This is a genomic window from Bradyrhizobium sp. USDA 10063 (genome assembly GCF_054063735.1).
The window spans coordinates 4224625-4240353 of the sequence record NZ_JBSSGP010000002.1; the positions used below are offsets into that span (position 1 = coordinate 4224625).

The window sequence follows — 15729 nt, forward strand, 5'->3', positions numbered from 1 at the left end:
AAGTACCTGCCGGTTTGCCGAATTTGCATAGCCGCACAGACCGAACTCTCGCAAAATCCAAGGCTGCGGCTTTCCTGCTTCGCCAATCCATGCGCCCTGCTACGGCGCCATCCCCCCGATTTTCCACGATTGACGCCGGCGCGGCTAGCAAGGATGTGAAAACAAGGCCGGCATTGTAGCTTGGCCGCGGGAGCGGCGGCTCCAGCCCGCGGCGTTTCAGCCTTAGTCAACGCGATCAGCAGCGGATGCCGACCGTCCGGATCGCCGCCTTGAGCTCGTCCGAGGTGTATGGCTTGTTCACGATCGCGACCGAGACCATCCCTTTAACCATCTCGCGCATGTCGCCCGCCCTTTGGCCGCTCGCGATGACGATCGGCATCGACGGGTAGATCGAGCGTACTTCACGGATAAGCGTATCGCCTTTGCTGTCCGGAAGTCCCATGTCGACGACCATGGCATCGACGCCGCCCGGAATGAGGCGCAGCTTGTTGAGAGCCTCGGCGGCAGAAGACGCCACATCCACTTTCAAGGCGCATTCTTCAAGGTACTCCCGCGCGAGCATCTGAATCAGCGCCTCGTCTTCCACGACCAAGACCCGGGCCGGAGTCGATCGCGCATCGAGGATGTCGCGCAGCTTCGCCCCGAGCGCGGCTTGCGTGAATGGCTTGGTCAACAGCTCGACACCGGGGTCGAGCCGCCCGTCATGAACGATGGCGTTCCTCGCGTAGCCAGTCGTAAACAAGATCTTGAGGTTCGGATGACGCTTGCGCGCCTCTTCGGCGAGCTGGCGGCCATTCGTGCCGCCGGGCAGGCCGACATCCGTAAATAGAACCGCGATATCGGGATGGGCGTCGAGCATCTGAAGCGCCGCGCGCGCATGGGATGCCTCAAGCACGCTGTAGCCGAGTTCCCGCAAGCTCTCTGTTGAATATGTCCGCACGTCCTCGTCATCCTCGACCACCAGCACGATCTCGCTGTGGCGGCCACGCGCAATCCCCCGCTCCCCCGTTTCCTCTTCCTCTGGGGCGTCCGCATGGTGCCGCGGCAGGTAGATTTTGACGGTCGTCCCCTCACCGACTTCGCTGTAGATCTTGACGTGGCCGCGCGACTGCTTAACGAAGCCGTACACTTGGGACAGACCAAGCCCGGTTCCGTGCCCGACATCCTTCGTAGTGAAGAACGGATCGAAGGCTTTTGCCTTTGTATCCGCCGTCATGCCCACGCCGGTATCGCTAACGGCAAGCAAGACGTACTGCCCGGGCAGCACTTCGGCTTGGGCAGCGGCATAAATTTCGTCGAGATGGACGTTGGCCGTCTCAATGGTGAGCTTCCCGCCCTTTGGCATGGCGTCCCGGGCATTGACGGCGAGATTGAGGATGGCCACTTCGAGTTGGTTTGAATCGGCAAAGGCGCGCCACAAGCCCCCGGCGTGAACCGTCTCGACCGCGATGTTTTCGCCAAGCGTGCGGCGCAGCAGATCGGACATGCCCGCCACCATCCGCCCGACGTCGACCGCCTTCGGTTCAAGCGGTTGCTGTCTTGAGAAGGCGAGCAGCCGCTGCGTGAGGGCCTCCGCTCGCCGCGCCCCGCGCATGGCGTTATCGGCCGCGCGCTGCAAGCGGCTCTTGTCCAGACCATCGTCCCGGAAGTTGCGCTGCAAGGTTTCAAGGTTGCCAATGATGATGGTCAGCAGATTGTTGAAGTCATGGGCGACGCCGCCGGTGAGCTGCCCAATCCCTTCCATCTTTTGAGATTGGTGCAAACGTTCCTCGGCGGCGCGCCGTTCGGTGAGATCGCGCGTCACTTTCGCAAAGCCAAGAATCGCACCGCGTGCATCGCGGATCGCATTGATGACCACGCTGGCCCAGAACTGAGTGCCGTTCTTGCGCACCCGCCAGCCTTCCGTTTCGAACTTTCCGGTGGCGGCGGCTGTTTCGAGTGCGTTCCATGGGACCTGCTTGGCGCGGTCCTCCTCGGTATAGAAGCGGGAAAAATGCTGTCCGATGATTTCCTCGCGCGTGTAACCCTTGATGCGTTGTGCGCCGGGATTCCAGTTGATGACGAGCCCGTTGGGGTCGAGCATGAAGATCGCGTAATCGTTCACGCCCTCGACCAGAAGCCGGAAGCGGCGCTCGCTCTCTTCCAGCTTGAGCGTGCTGGAGGCGAGCTCGGCCGCACGTTGAAGCGCCCGCTCTTCAAGCCCGCGGTTCAATGCCTGGAGCCGCGCTTCGGCCTCTTTTCGCGCGGCCAATTCGCGCTGACTGGCCGCAAACAGCCGTGAATTGTCGATCGCCACCGCGGCTTGGGCGGCAAGCCCGACCAAAATTCGCTCGGCCCGGGCGGTGAAAATTCCCGGCTGGCCGTGGCCGAAGAACAGCCCGCCCAGGACTTCCCCGCTGCGCGATAGCACAGGCACCGCCAGATAGCTGCGGACGGGCAAATGGCCGTGCGGCATCCCCCGGTAGGGCTCCATCTTGCCGTAGCGCGGATCGGCGAGAATGTCCGGGGAGCGCACGACACCGGTGCCGCGGAACGTCGGCTCAAACACTTCCGTGTTGCGCGGCATGGGAAATCCGGCGAACGCCTCACGCGACGCGCCGGAAAGGGTGAAGAGCGTGTAGGCCTCGCGGTCAGGCCGCACGACATTATAAAAGAAGGCCCCGAATTGCGCACCGCTAAGCTCGACGCCGGCGTCGGTCACGGCTTGCACGAGCCGCTCCAAATCAAGCTCCGCCCCGACCGCGATGCCGGTGCGGTTCAATACTTCGAGCGCACGCGCCTCCTCGCGCAACTCCGCCAAGCGTGCTTCCAGCGTTTCGTTGACGGCGAGAAGGCGCGCCTCAAGCTGCTTTCGCTCGCCGATGTCATAGAAGATGCCCCGCAATATCCCATCGCTTGCCTCCCCTTTGCCTGCTAGCCATTGCAACGGACCTTCGGATCGCCTGACGCGGAATTCAACATAGAATCCGCCGCTGGCACTGGCCGTATCGATCGCATGCCTAATCTTGGGCACATCGTCGATGAACACAGACTGGAGCCATTCCTCGAATCTTTCGGGCGCACGGTCGCTGGCGAAACCGAACAGGCCGGCAAGCGGCGGACTCCAGGCCCATTCCTCCAGGGAAAGGTCGAGAACAAAAGCGCCGATACCGCTCGCGGCCTGCGCCTCCCGGAGCTGCCGCTTCAGCACCGATGTGCGGGATGTGGAGCCGCCAGGATTTTGCGTCTCTTGGTTCATAGGGTTGAGCGCGCATTTCCGGTGAGGATAGCCTTGGCCTCGACCATCGCGCGCAACTTGCCGAGCGCTATATGGCGAGGCAGATGGTTGAAGCCGCAGGAGCTGGTGATCAGTGTTTGCTCTGGCGAGAGCCAGCGGTGCGTTTGGATACGTTCAGCCACCTGCTCGGCGGTTTCTACGTTGGGGGCTTGTACGTCGACGGCCCCGATGCCGAGCTGACGGTCTCCCAAGCAGGATCGATAATGCGGCGCCATGTCGTGTTCGATCAGATAGCCGTCGCATTCGATCCCGCACACGAGATCGGCCTTGTACCGTCCGTGGTCGAAATAGCGGTGCCCGATCTGCCCGTCATAGTCGGGACCAACGGCGTAGTTGCCTTGGCAGACATGCACCATGACGTGCACATCGTTGGGCAAATCCTCGATAGACAGGTTGATGGCATCGATGGCCGCACGGACTTCATCGTCTCCAGCAACGGTGAAATATGGCTCGTCGATCTGGATATGCTTGCAACCCTCTGCCGCGAGAGCCTGAAAGTTCTGATGCAGCAGTTTGCCGAAATCTCCGATCATCCTTTTTGTGTCGTTGTAATACTCATCAAAAGCGAGCGCGGTGAGCAGATGCGGCCCAGTCATCGTGATTTTGACAGGTTTGCTTGCGAAGGCTGAGACTGTTTTGAATTCCTCGGCAAGGCCGAGGTCGATGGTGTCAGGGATCGGCCCGCGGCAGATCGCCGCCGGATGAAAGACGTTCGGATCGTACTTCGTGATGGGCTTGGGCTTGGTCTCGCCCTGGAACGAGGGAATCCTCTGCCAGAAGTGGTTCAGCATGGCATTGGGCGGCGAGTGTCGGTTGTGGCGGCGCCGATGCATCTCTCCGCCCGTGATGACATCAATGCCGGCAACCTCCTGTTCAAGGATCGCGGCCTGCGACGCGCGGAGTTGCGCGTCGGCGAGATCGCCTTCGGTAAGCTGGCCAAGCGCGACCAGGCGATCGAGGCCCTCGTACCAGCGCGGCACGCTGTGCGCGCCGATCACCGTCGTCGTATAGGCTGGATAGCGCGGCATTTTCCCCTGCAGCGGCTGTTCCTAATATCGTCAAATCGCGTTTCCGCGCCGGACGAATACTGTAATGCTTTCAATTTCTTAGTCACAAAAGTAAGCACTACAACGCAACACGGCTCCTTTGGTTCCGCCCATCGCCGCATGGGCACCTCAACACGCTGGGCGCGCGGCTGAGCGAAAGATCCTCACGGCTGCGCACGCCCGTCGCTTTGGGGCTGCGCCTTACCGTCAAGCCGCAGCCCTGGGCCTCCGCCTCGGGCTGGCGAACCGCGCAGTCACCGCTTTCGTTTCAGTTCCGGCCCGCATCCTCTCCCGTTTTTCCTCTGACGCTGGTCTGGTTCAGGCCGCGCTTGCCACCCTGCCGGCGGATGGCATCTCCGATTTGCTTGGGCGTTCGGGCGATCAAGGTGGTCCTCCAGGCGAACCCGGCGAGGAGTTCAGGTCCATTCAATCACGTCATCACCAAGTCGCGCTCCGGTACATGGGCTCCGCAAATTGATCGAGACGTAGGCCGGCCCCATTCCGAAGGCAGCCATGCCACACGAGCGGAGTGACCGATCGGAGAGCGGCTCAGATTCGGCAGGCTCAGCATCCAAGCGCGTTGCGATCGTTGCGGGGTTGCGCTATCAGCGCGCGCACGGCGCGAAGGTCCTTGACGAACGCCTCGTACTGAACTTCCACGTCCTCCCGCGGCAACCTCAGCAGAAATGAGGGGTGCACCGTCACGAACCCACGATACGAACCGAACGCCATCATGCCGCGTTGACGTGTGACCGACACGGCGCGGCCCGCGAGCGCCAGCGCGGCGGTCGCGCCGAGCGCCACCACCAGCCGGGGCTTCACGACCGCAAGCTCGCGCTCAAGCCACCAGCGACAGGCGGTCACCTCGTCGGCGTTTGGTTTGGAGTGGATGCGCCGCTTACCACGCGGCTCGTACTTGAAATGCTTCACCGCGTTAGTGATGTAAGCCGTGTCGCGTGAGATGCCGGCCTCGGCCGCCGCGCGGTCGAACAGCTGCCCCGCTGGACCTACGAACGGTCGGCCGACCAAATCCTCCTGGTCGCCGGGCTGCTCGCCAACGAACATCACCTTTGCTTCGGGCGGTCCGTCGCCGAACACCGTTTGCGTAGCGGGACCAAACAGCGGGCATCGTGTGCAGCCGACCGCTTTCGCGCGTAGACGCTCCAGCGGAATTTCCGGAGCGGGTGCTTGCGGCCGAAGCCGGGCGGCGATTTTTCTTGCAAACAGTGGCGGGCGATCGGGCACTCTCCCATTCATGTCCGCGACGCGTCCGTTTGCGCTGGCGACCATCTCGGGGATGAGCGACGCCTCAGGCATGTTGCGCCAGTAATGGCGGGGCATCTCGTTGACCATCGACTTCGTCCGCACACGCGCCGGATTGAACGTGGTGCGGTAGTAAGTGAGCCACAATTCGTCGAGCACGACATCGTTGGCCTCAGCGGGCCTAGAGATGGGTGGTCCGAATGCCAGCCGACCCTCGCTCCACGCCGCGGTGCCGATCGGCGTCGCGATTAGCCAGTCCATGTTGGCGAATCGGTCGACGAAAAACGGCGCGGAGCGCCTGAGCGTGTAATGCTGCGGCTCAAACCATGCGCCGTGCAGCGTCCGGCCCTCGACCTGGCGCGGCCGAAAACGCAGGAACGCGTGTGTCTTGTGAATGTCGCGTCGCACGTTGCTGGCATATTCGTTTAGCCGCGCCACATCGGCATCGGAGGCCCGCGCGACAAGTTTGCGATCGCCCTGCGTGATCCGCCACAGCACGCGATAGAGAATCCCGAAGCGGTCGGCGGCGCGGTGGCAAACGGCATCCGTCAAAAGCTCAGCATAGGCGCGGGGCACGCTGAATGCCTTCGGCTCGGAACCGTGGGACGGCAGGATTGGCAGCAAAGACGGCTCGTCCTCCGTGGTAAACACGACGTCGCCCGGCATTAGCCCCAGAGCGAGGCAGCGGCGGGCAATCGCGCGAAAAGCACCTTCATCCGGGTCCCGAGAGGGAGGCACCGCGTACATCGTTCACCCGAACAGACGCAGTTGAATTGCCCGCGGCGCGAACTTGTGTTGCAGGTGTGCATCTTCGAGCCTCGCGCCGGGATGCCAATCGGCGGTTACGATGAAAGGTCGCGCACGCGAGATGGCGCCGCACAGCCGCGCCACATCATCCAGGCGGAGCGTCGCGGTGCGGCGCGAACCGATGAGGCGGTCTACGGTGCGCACGCCGAGCCCCGGCACTCGCAGCAGCATCTCCCGCTCGCCGCGATTGACGTCAACCGGAAAACAGTGCCGGTGGCGAAGTGCCCAGGCCAACTTGGGATCGATGTCGTGATCGAGCGCGCCCGACGGAGCGGCCGCCGCCAGGTCGGGCAACGTGAAGCCGTAGTAGCGAAGCAACCAGTCCGCTTGATAGAGACGGTGCTCACGGACCAACGGCGTCGGCACCGTCGGCAGATGCGCCGAAGGATGGCCGGTCGGGCTGAATCCAGAATAGTAGACACGCTTCAATCGATATGAAGCATAGAGAGATACGGATGCGCCAAGGATCGCGAGATCGTCAGTTTGATCGGCTCCGATAATAATTTGCGTGGATTGGCCAGCCGGCGCGAAACGCGGCGGACGGGCGCGGCCGGCGGTGTTTGCGTCGAAGCGCTTTCGCGCATCGACCGCGTTGTCGATGCCGGCGCGGGTTAGCGCGAGGCCCTTTTTTATGCTGGCGGAACTTTTCTCCGGCGCGAACGCGGCCAGTGATCGTTCGCTTGGCAATTCGACATTCATCGAGAGACGGTCAGCGTAGATGCCGGCCTCCGCTATTAGCTCGTCGCTCGCGCCAGGTATCGTTTTCAAATGGATGTAACCTCAAAAACCGTGCTCCGTGCGGAGCGATTTCGCGACCCGCACCAGATCGGCCATGGTGTCATCCTCGCTGCGCGCAATTCCGGACGATAGGAACAGCCCTTCGATGCAATTGCGACGGTAAAGGTCGAGCGTTAGCTGCACGACCTCCTCTACCGAAAAGCGCGCGCGCTTAACGTTGCTGGAGCGACGGCTGACGCAATAGGCGCAGTCATACCTGCAAAAGTTGGTCAGCAAAATTTTTAGCAGCGAGATGCAACGCCCATCAGGCGTGTAAGCATGACAGATGCCGGCGCCGGTAGTCGAGCCGAGGCCGCCCGTCCGGGCGTTGCGCCTGGTGCCGCCCGACGATGCGCAGGAGACGTCGTACTTTGCAGCGTCCGCGAGGATTTCAAGCTTCTGCAACAGGGACCTTGACATTTGGGTAGCAAGTGTTCACTTTTTGTTCTTTTCTTCGCACACGTTCAAAGAGCGGATGCGAGTCGACTCTCGCCACGTTCTACCTCAGCTAAAAATTCGCCGCACAGCAAACCTCTGGATAAGTCAGCGCGAAGATCCGGCCGTTTAAGATTGCGAGCACAACCCTCGCTGCCGCTTGCCTGACTTCAGGCATACCCTATTGCCATTGTTAGCCCACGTTGAACCTCCGATGCGCAGCCAATCGCACTTACCGCGCGGGCTCCTCTTCCGTGCTCTGTTCGATGGCGTCGGGCATTTTCGCAACCGACATCATGCTCCGCGCGATTTGGTTGAGGAGCTGATCGGCGTTTTCTTCCTCAGCCAGCGACTTTGCGAGCAACGCGACGACGGCGCTGTGGCGCAGTTGCTGCGCGAGGCTTTTTGCAGTGGTATAACCTGATATTTCGTAATGCTCGACCCGCTGCGCGGCGCTGATGAGCGCGAGGTCTGCGGGGGCATCTTCCTTCTCTTCTCCCTCTTTCATAACTTCCTGGCCTTCCTCAACGAGGCCCATCATCCCCCTGCACGGCTTCGCCCGGGCCGTTTCTCCGAGCAGCGAGAAGCACTCGTTGAGCCGCTCTATTTGAGCTTCCGTTTCGAGGAGGTGTTCTTCAAAGCATTCGCGAAGCCGATCGAACCGGGCCGCTTTGACCATCTTCGGGAGCGCTTTCGTCAGCTGCTTTTCGGCGTGAAGAATATCCCTCAGCTCATCGAGAAGAAGATCGCTGATACCTTCGGGCACGATCGGCGGAGAGCTTTCCGCTTTGATGGGCGCCTCGGTTTCGGCGTTTGGAGCCGATAGCGCCGGCGACGAGACGTATTCCCAGTCGCCGCCCTCATTCCAGGGGCCTCGCGTGTCGATCTCGCCCTCATCGCCTGACCCGGTCGAATCGTTGAAGTACTGATCCACCAGGCCCGGGGTGGGAGCAACCTTGCCGATTGTGAATGCCGGCTTCTTCATGCTTTCGAGTGCGGCCGAAAAGGCCTTCATGTGGGTGATTTCGCGCGTCATCAAGAATTGCAGCGCGTCCTTGGTCCCCGCATCGTCGCAAAAATTGATGAGCCGCTCGTACACGATTTTGGCCCGCGCTTCCGCCGCGATGTTACTGCGCAGATCAACGTCGAGTTCGCCCGTGATTTTGAGATAGTCTGCTGTCCAAGCGTTGCCCTGCGAATTGAACAGATTGACGCCGCCGCCCCCGGCGATCGCAATGAGCGGGTCTGCCTCTGCCTGCTCCCGATCAAACTTCAGTGGCTTGAGATGGAGGCGGGCAAGAGAGCCTACAACCTCTAGGTGGCTGAGCTCCTCGGTTCCGATATCCATCAGAAGATCCTTGCGCTCGGGGTCTTCGCAATTGAGGCCCTGGATAGAGTACTGCATTGCGGCAGCGAGCTCGCCGTTGGCGCCGCCAAACTGTTCGAGAAGCATGTTGCCGAAACGAGGATCGGGCTCGTCAACGCGAACGGTGTACATGAGTTTTTTGACGTGATGATACATAGCGGTCTCCTGCCCGATGGGATGAGTGCGGAACATGCTTGTCAATCATCGCGTGGCGCAGGGGTTCCTATAAGAGGTCCGCGGCCATTTGTGCCGACACCCGAAAGCATGATGTGCGGCGTTTGCGCATTTTGAACTGTAGCCGTCGTTGAAGTAAACTCAGGCGCTCGAAGCGTCTTTAGCTTCGTCCTGTCGGCCCATATCTGAAGCTCTGCGTTCGACTATTGTGTCGTTCCACCGCGCAGCGTATGCAGGCGCAAGAAACCTCGTCCGAGGTCCGCACGAGCTCGTCGGGAAGGCGCGGCCCCTGCAACGGGGGGTCCGGATATTTAAGGGAACCTTCCGCTTGGCTCTTAGTTTATGGCTTGCCTCGTTGTCCGAACACAGGGAGGAGCATTCCATGATTTTCGAGAGCTTCGATCGCCGCACGCTCGCGAACATGCAGGCGGCGCTGGACCGGGTCTGCGAAGGGCGACCGGCTTGCGCAGATCATGGGCTTCGATCGTTCATTGCCGAAAGCCTTGTCCGTTGCGCGGGGAACGGTCAGACAACCATTGGGGCGCTGATGGAAGCCGGAGAGGCGGCACTGGCTCGCTGGACGGTTTCCGAGCAGAAGCAGGCTTGAGCCTCTGCGAGCCGGTGGGCGACAGCATGACCGGCGCTGCTGCCTAGCTTCATTTTCCGGTCCGAGGCAGCGGCGCCCACCGTACGTTGATCAGTAGGAGAGCGGCGTTCTGGACGATGAGCGAGGTTTTGCCCGTCAAGCAGGCTGCCTGAAATCCAAGCGACAGACGCCGCAATAAAAGTCAGGGACCCGCATATCTCAACCCGTCCATCAGTTCACTGCGATCAATTCCGCCGCGATCATCGTCGTGGCTGCGGCCACCGTTTTGATGACCAGATCGATAGTCTCTTGGCGGATGAGGGCCGTCCATAGAAGACAGCCCTCGCTCGTATTCTTCTTCCGGCCAACGAGCTACGCGGCTTTCTGATTCACACTCCGCAGCGCCATTGTATTCAGCTTCTCATCCGTTGCCTTCTCCTCATCAAGGTTTTGCTGCAAGACTGAGGCGCAGTCATCGCGGTCAAGCATTTTGGCCCAGGCAATCAGCGTGCCGTAACGAGTGATCTCGTAGTGCTCGACCGCCTGGGCCGCCGCAATCAATGCCGCATCCAGCACCTGCTTGTCGTCAACTTCGCCCGCGACTTCACTCGCTTCTTTGAGGATTCCGTCGATTGCCGGGCAATCGACGCCCTTCGCCTCGGCGCCGTGCATCTCGAACACTTTCTCAAGCCGGGTGATCTGGCCCTTGGTTTCGGAGAGATGCGTCTGGAACGCGTTCTTAAGGCCGGCATCGTTCGCTTTCTCGATCATGTCGGGCAGGTTTTTCGCGATCTGCTGCTCAGCATAATAGATGTCCTGCAGGGTGTGCACGAACAGGTCGTTGAGCGTTTTGATGTCTTTGGTAAAAAATCCCATGGCTTCCTCCTGGATATGGTCCGTACAGCAAACATGCCGCCCGGCAGGACGTTCCTAACTGGTTCAAGGAAGATGATTTCCTGAGCGCGGATGATAATCTCTTCCTGCGACAGCTCCCGTTCGAGTCGAGACTGCCATGAGGTCGGTGCCAGTTGTATCGGTGAAGCCATCTTGGCAGCTCGGCGGCACGTTGTTTTGAGGTGCTGTAAGCCTGGGCATATCCTTCCCGGCGGCGGCGTCGCGCTGCTCCGTGCGCTCAAGGCGCTCGACGGCGTCAAGACGGTCAACGCCGAACAGAAGGCCGGCGTAGACATCGTGCGCCGCGCGATCCAGGTGCCGGCCCGGCAGATCGTCCAGAACGCCGGTGAGGACGGCTCCCTGGTGGTCGGCAAGCTGCTCGAGAACGGCAACTACAATTGGGGCGTCAATGCTGCAACCGGCGAATACCAGGATCTGGTGAAGGCCGGCGTGATCGACCCCGCTAAGGTTGTCCGGACGGCGTTGCAGGACGCAGCCTCGGTTGCCTCGCTATTGATCACGACGGAAGCGTTGGTGGCCGACAAGCCCAAGAAGGCGGAGGCTCAGATGTCGGCTGCGCCGCCGATGGACTTCTGACAAAACTTGCGCCCGGCCGTCGGTCGGCCGGGGCTCCCATCACTTCCGGGCAAGGAGACAGTAAACGCGACGAAAAATGGGGTCCACGATGAGCACGCAGATCGAAGCTCCGTTGCGCAAGGCGAGGCTGTTCTGAACTGGCTCATGCTGGCCTCGAATGTCGCAACCATTGCATGGGCAAGTTTTCGAACGATAGGAGGATGAGATGATCAGAGATCAAACCATTGGCTCCGCTCGTGCGGAGAAGCACAAAAATCGCGTCACCAACCGCGTCATTCAAAGCTTGTGACGGCCTTGCTGGCATCGGCCCTGACGCTGCCGTCGCTGGCCGCCTGGGGAATTGAGAGTTCGCCGCAACGGGCCGCGGCGAGGGCCGGCGATATGCTGCCTTTGCCACCGATCCGATATCTCGACTCGATGCCCTGGATGAACTGGACCGCTCCCGCCCCGACGCTGAGGATCGATACGCTCATGTCCCCGAGCGTCACGCCCTGGGGAATCCTGCAAACTCCTCGGGATCGGACACAGACCTCACCGGCATTCAGCTAATCGATCCTGTGGTGGCACAATGCGGGCAGCCCAGCGCGGCCCGCGTTGCGCTGACTAATCTTTCGTGTGCCCATGTTGGAATTGCAAACCGCACCAAATTCGGCGTCCCCGGCTAGGTGGTCCGCCCCACCCCCTGCGAACGATGCCGTTCGTAGCTTCCGGGTTGAGAGCGAACGGCGGGTCGTTTTGCATTGCAGAAAACCGCTGGACGATCCGAGCACGACGACAGAGGAGCGGGGCCGGCTGATGCGACTGCTTGGCGAGGCTGAAGCCCAGCTCCAGAGTCTCGCCGCATGAGAGCACCCCGAAATTAACCGTGGGAGTCGACCGCAAAATTTTTTGGAGATGCTCTTGAAATTGAATTTGACCCTTCTAATTCGATTTGTGCCGCCTGTGGCGGTGCCGGGCGCCAGCTTTGGGTCCGGCGGACTGAACAGGGCGCCGGACCGGTGTCTTGCACTGCTGTCTTGCGCTCCTTCGTATCCATCTTGCTCTTAGGAGGACTTGGCTATGAGGACCTACGACTCTGCTCCCCTGTGGCGTTCGACCATCGGCTTCGACCGCCTTTTCGATCTCCTCGACGAAACCCAGCACAGGACCGAGGACAACTATCCGCTCTACAATATCGAGCGGCTTGGCGAAGATCGCTACCAGATCTCGCTGGCGCTGGCTGGTTTTCGCCCGGAAGAGATCGCCGTGACAGCCGAGCAGAACGTGCTGACCGTTGAAGGCCGCAAGAGCGACAAGGACCAGCACGAATATCTCTACCACGGCATTTCAGCTCGGCCGTTCAAGCGGCAATTCAACCTTGCCGATTACGTCCAGGTGAAGTCCGCGACGTTCGACAGCGGCCTGCTTCGGATCCTGCTCGTTCGCGAGATCCCCGAGGCCATGAAGCCCCGGCGCATCGCCATCGACGGCGGCGCCTCTGCCGGGCAAATCACGCAGAAGGCAGCCTAGGCCGCCTCATGCCTGATCACGTCGCGCAGACAGCAGTCGTCCGCGCGTCGACCAGCTTCATGAGTCAAGGAGGATATCATGGGTATTCATGATCTTGTTCCGTGGACGAAAGGTCAGCAGCTGTCGACCCGGCAGGAGCCTTTCGATCCGTTTCTCACGCTTCATCGCGAGATGAACCGCCTGTTCGACGATGTCTTTCGCGGATTCGGCCCGCTTGGTCGTGTTGGCAATCCGTTAATGGAGGGCCAATTCGCCTGGCCTCGGCTCGAACTCAGCGAAACCGACAATTCGGTCACGGTTTCGGCCGAACTTCCCGGTCTCAACGAAAAGGACGTTCAGGTCGAGATCGCCAACGGCGTCCTTTCGATCCGCGGCGAGAAAAAGGCCGAACGCAGCGATGACTCGAAATTCGTCAGCGAACGCTACTACGGTTCGTTTGAACGCCAGATTCCGCTGGAGGGCGTCGAGGAAGACAAGGCCCAAGCGGACTTCAAGGACGGCGTTCTAACGGTGAGCTTCCGAAGTCTGAGCAATCGAGCCGCAACGTCAAGCGTATCGCGATCAACACAAACTGAAAGCAAGAAGGCGGCGGCACGATCCCGCCGCTTTCGACCTCGTCTCATGTCAACCCGTCTCTAGACGAAAGGAGCCAAAGGAGAGACCACATGACACAGGCCAATCGTACTGCCAATAGTGTTGAGCCATTTTTCCACCCGGTATCTCATTACGATTCACCCGACGCCGTCCTGGGCGATGCCAAGCTGTCGACCGACGAGAAGCGAATAATCCTGTCGTCCTGGGCATCGGATATGTATGCCGTCGAATCCCAGCCGGCCCTTCGTAAGGTCCCAGGCATCACGCATCGACTCCGTCTGGATGACATCCTGGGGGCATTGAAGCAGCTGGACGAGGACAACGATCCACCGCCACGCGCGGCATTGGCCATGCGGCTGCCTCGTTTCAGCAAGCTTGAATGCACTGCTCCCGATGAGCGCAAGTTGGAAAGGCTGGCGGCGACGAGGCGGTATCGGTCGACGCCGACCGCGCGCCCAGCAAATCATTCGCGATGGACTCGCGAGGCAAACGTGCGGCGCTATCAAAAGCTGCTGAACACGCAACTGACAGACGTTGAACGCACCTTCATAGAGCGGCGGCTCGCTGAAGAACTGCGGAGCTAACAAGTCTCGAGGGTCAGTGGGATCCGTTCGGCGATGTCTACGATTGATGACAGCTTCAGTGAGATCAGATCCGTGCGGAATGACATCTGGCGTTGTCGCAAGCTGCTCCAAACTGAGCTCGCCGAAGCTGAACGAGAGATTGCGGAGAAACGCCTTCGTGAACGCCTGTCAGCCTTTGAAGGCCTCTTAGCGTCTGCATTCCCTTTGGCCTTGAAACTTTGAAACAACTCGGGGGACGGTTGGGTGCTGCGATGACAAGGCTTCCTATGACGGCTGCGGGGCACGCCGCCCTTGAAGATGAGCTGAGGGGCCGCATCAGAATAGAGCGACCTCGCCTGGTTCAGCGAATTCGGCAAGCGATCGCGGATGATGCCAACCTGGTTGAAAACTCTGAATATCAAGCTGCACAGGCAGAGCAAACAGTCAATGAGGCCCGGATCGCCGAGTTGGAAGACAAGCTCGCGCTTGCAGAAATCGTCGACGTATCCAAGCTCTCCGGCGATACAATCAAATTTGGTGCCACCGTGACGCTGATCGACGATGATACCGGTGAGAAGCGGACTTGGCAGATCGTCGGAGAGCCGGAGGCTGACGCGAGCAAAGGAAAGATTTCGGTGGCGTCACCCGTCGCCAAAGCATTGATCGGCAAGACGAAGGGAACAACCGTGCTCGTCGAGGCGCCAGGCGGGACCAAGGCCTACAAAATCCGGCATGTGGAGTGGTTTGCGGACAAACGAAAGAAACGAAATCAGGTCTAAGCTTAGGTTGGCCCCGCGGGCTGTCTCGGTTCCGCGGATCGACTGCCGATGGCAAAAGTCGGAATATCGGAGCTTGATCGACCGGCTCGCAGCCGTGCTTCGGGTGCGACGATGCGATGCCCGATACGTCACGGGTCGCTTCCTGCAACAGCTCCAAAGGCGCATTCCAGAATGCGAGCACGATGCGGAGCTCCGGCCGCCTGATCCGAAGCCGTCGCGTGAAATGACGAGCAGGGATTACCGGTTTCTCGCTGAAATAACTGAGGCAGACCGTTTCCGTTCCCTTCCGATGGGACCTGTTCGACATAATGGCGGTTCACCGTCGCGGCCGGGCGCGCTTCCGCTGCAATTCCCTCAAGCTCAAGCGCGTGAGCAACTATGCGAGCGGCAATTGCATCGACCTCCCATTTACCCCCAATACAGATAACCCCTGCTTTTGCACCATCGCCAACCTGCCGGGGTCCTTCTTCAATCAACTCATCCGGCAGCGCGTCCATTCCCGTGGCGAAGCGCAAACGATGCGCGGCGGTAGCATTCCGCAGATAATCTTCGCTCGCGTGGCAAAGGACCTCAATGCTGACTTCGTTATAAAATTCTCGAAGGGATGATGCTTCGATCCTTTCGTTGGCGATATCGATCGCCTCATCCGGATCGCTGGCGATTAATCGCTGGTAGATGCGTCTAGGAAGATTAAGCGCTGGCGTCGAGCCGAGAAGGGTGTCGAGAAACTGCAGTTGCGGCAAGTTGCGGCCGAAAACCAGCAGACACACGGTAAGGGGGTCGAGAGGATCAATCTGGCAGGACCCCAGAGTGCCGTCCAAAACATCGCGGCCGTGATCAGGGAATGGCCGAGAGGCCGGTGCTGGATCCGTAGAGAAGTGGCTCGACGATGTTGTTGCTGACCAGCTCCAGGACGATGATGAGCGTCACCGTCCACAGGATCATACTCCAGCCGGTGTCCATTGCGAAGGCCAGCGACTGGGAAGATCGCGGAGATCAGTGGACCCAAAAACGGAACGAAGGGCAGCACCGCAGCCAAGCACCCCCACAGCAACGCGCCAG

Annotated in this window: 12 protein-coding genes and 4 pseudogenes; 6 read left to right on the plus strand and 10 right to left on the minus strand. The window is 60.5% G+C overall.

Going from position 1 to position 15729, the window contains the following annotated elements; translation table 11 throughout:
• Positions 1–235 precede the first annotated feature (235 nt).
• From ACVJGD_RS22020 to ACVJGD_RS22040, 5 genes and pseudogenes are all read right to left on the minus strand, one after another.
• Positions 236–3238, minus strand: coding sequence for a response regulator (locus ACVJGD_RS22020; RefSeq protein WP_456636291.1), 3003 nt, complete (start codon positions 3236–3238; stop codon positions 236–238).
• Positions 3235–4305 carry a hypothetical protein gene (locus ACVJGD_RS22025; protein ID WP_456636292.1) on the minus strand — a complete coding sequence of 357 codons (1071 nt, stop codon included), beginning with the start codon at positions 4303–4305 and terminating at the stop codon, positions 3235–3237. The genes ACVJGD_RS22020 and ACVJGD_RS22025 overlap by 4 nt, the downstream gene beginning before the upstream one ends.
• Before the next feature lie 582 nt (positions 4306–4887).
• Entirely contained in the window at positions 4888–6252 is a 1365-nt protein-coding gene (locus ACVJGD_RS22030) for a UdgX family uracil-DNA binding protein (protein WP_456636293.1), read from the minus strand.
• Between the two features lie 84 nt (positions 6253–6336).
• A pseudogene (locus tag ACVJGD_RS22035) lies at positions 6337–7590 on the minus strand (putative DNA modification/repair radical SAM protein).
• Between the two features lie 247 nt (positions 7591–7837).
• Positions 7838–9127: a DUF892 family protein gene (locus ACVJGD_RS22040; RefSeq protein WP_456636294.1), complete on the minus strand. Its 1290-nt coding sequence runs from the start codon at positions 9125–9127 to the stop codon at positions 7838–7840.
• Positions 9128–9527: 400 nt separating this feature from the next.
• Between ACVJGD_RS22040 and ACVJGD_RS22045 the strand changes: the two genes are divergently transcribed.
• Complete coding sequence (locus tag ACVJGD_RS22045) at positions 9528–9752, plus strand: hypothetical protein (protein WP_456636295.1); 225 nt, start codon at positions 9528–9530, stop codon at positions 9750–9752.
• Between the two features lie 351 nt (positions 9753–10103).
• Here ACVJGD_RS22045 and ACVJGD_RS22050 read toward each other — a convergent pair whose 3' ends face one another.
• Positions 10104–10607: a YciE/YciF ferroxidase family protein gene (locus tag ACVJGD_RS22050; protein ID WP_456636296.1), complete on the minus strand. Its 504-nt coding sequence runs from the start codon at positions 10605–10607 to the stop codon at positions 10104–10106.
• Between the two features lie 121 nt (positions 10608–10728).
• Positions 10729–10839, minus strand: a pseudogene (locus ACVJGD_RS22055) (integrase core domain-containing protein); the annotation flags it as partial.
• On the opposite strand from ACVJGD_RS22055, the pseudogene ACVJGD_RS22060 reads away from it, so the two are divergent.
• Positions 10827–11222, plus strand: a pseudogene (locus ACVJGD_RS22060) (TCP-1/cpn60 chaperonin family protein); the annotation flags it as partial. The pseudogenes ACVJGD_RS22055 and ACVJGD_RS22060 overlap by 13 nt on opposite strands.
• A 272-nt stretch (positions 11223–11494) precedes the next feature.
• Here ACVJGD_RS22060 and ACVJGD_RS22065 read toward each other — a convergent pair.
• Positions 11495–11710, minus strand: coding sequence for a hypothetical protein (locus ACVJGD_RS22065; protein ID WP_456636297.1), 216 nt, complete (start codon positions 11708–11710; stop codon positions 11495–11497).
• Between the two features lie 571 nt (positions 11711–12281).
• Here ACVJGD_RS22065 and ACVJGD_RS22070 point away from each other — a divergent pair.
• The 4 genes and pseudogenes from ACVJGD_RS22070 (at position 12282) to greA (ending at position 14667) form a co-directional block, all read left to right on the plus strand.
• Positions 12282–12731: an Hsp20 family protein gene (locus ACVJGD_RS22070; protein WP_456636298.1), complete on the plus strand. Its 450-nt coding sequence runs from the start codon at positions 12282–12284 to the stop codon at positions 12729–12731.
• A 78-nt stretch (positions 12732–12809) separates the two neighbouring features.
• Positions 12810–13306, plus strand: a pseudogene (locus ACVJGD_RS22075) (Hsp20/alpha crystallin family protein).
• A 90-nt stretch (positions 13307–13396) separates the two neighbouring features.
• Entirely contained in the window at positions 13397–13909 is a 513-nt protein-coding gene (locus ACVJGD_RS22080) for a hypothetical protein (RefSeq protein WP_456636299.1), read from the plus strand.
• A 251-nt stretch (positions 13910–14160) separates the two neighbouring features.
• Positions 14161–14667 (plus strand): transcription elongation factor GreA, encoded by a 507-nt coding sequence (gene greA / locus ACVJGD_RS22085; RefSeq protein ID WP_456636300.1) that lies wholly within the window; start codon positions 14161–14163, stop codon positions 14665–14667.
• Positions 14668–14795: 128 nt separating this feature from the next.
• On the opposite strand, the gene ACVJGD_RS22090 is transcribed toward greA, so the two are convergent.
• Positions 14796–15488, minus strand: coding sequence for a hypothetical protein (locus ACVJGD_RS22090; protein ID WP_456636301.1), 693 nt, complete (start codon positions 15486–15488; stop codon positions 14796–14798).
• 16 nt (positions 15489–15504) lie between these two features.
• A complete protein-coding gene (locus ACVJGD_RS22095; RefSeq protein ID WP_456636302.1) occupies positions 15505–15630 on the minus strand; it encodes a hypothetical protein in 126 nt (41 codons plus the stop codon).
• Positions 15631–15729: the final 99 nt, after the last annotated feature.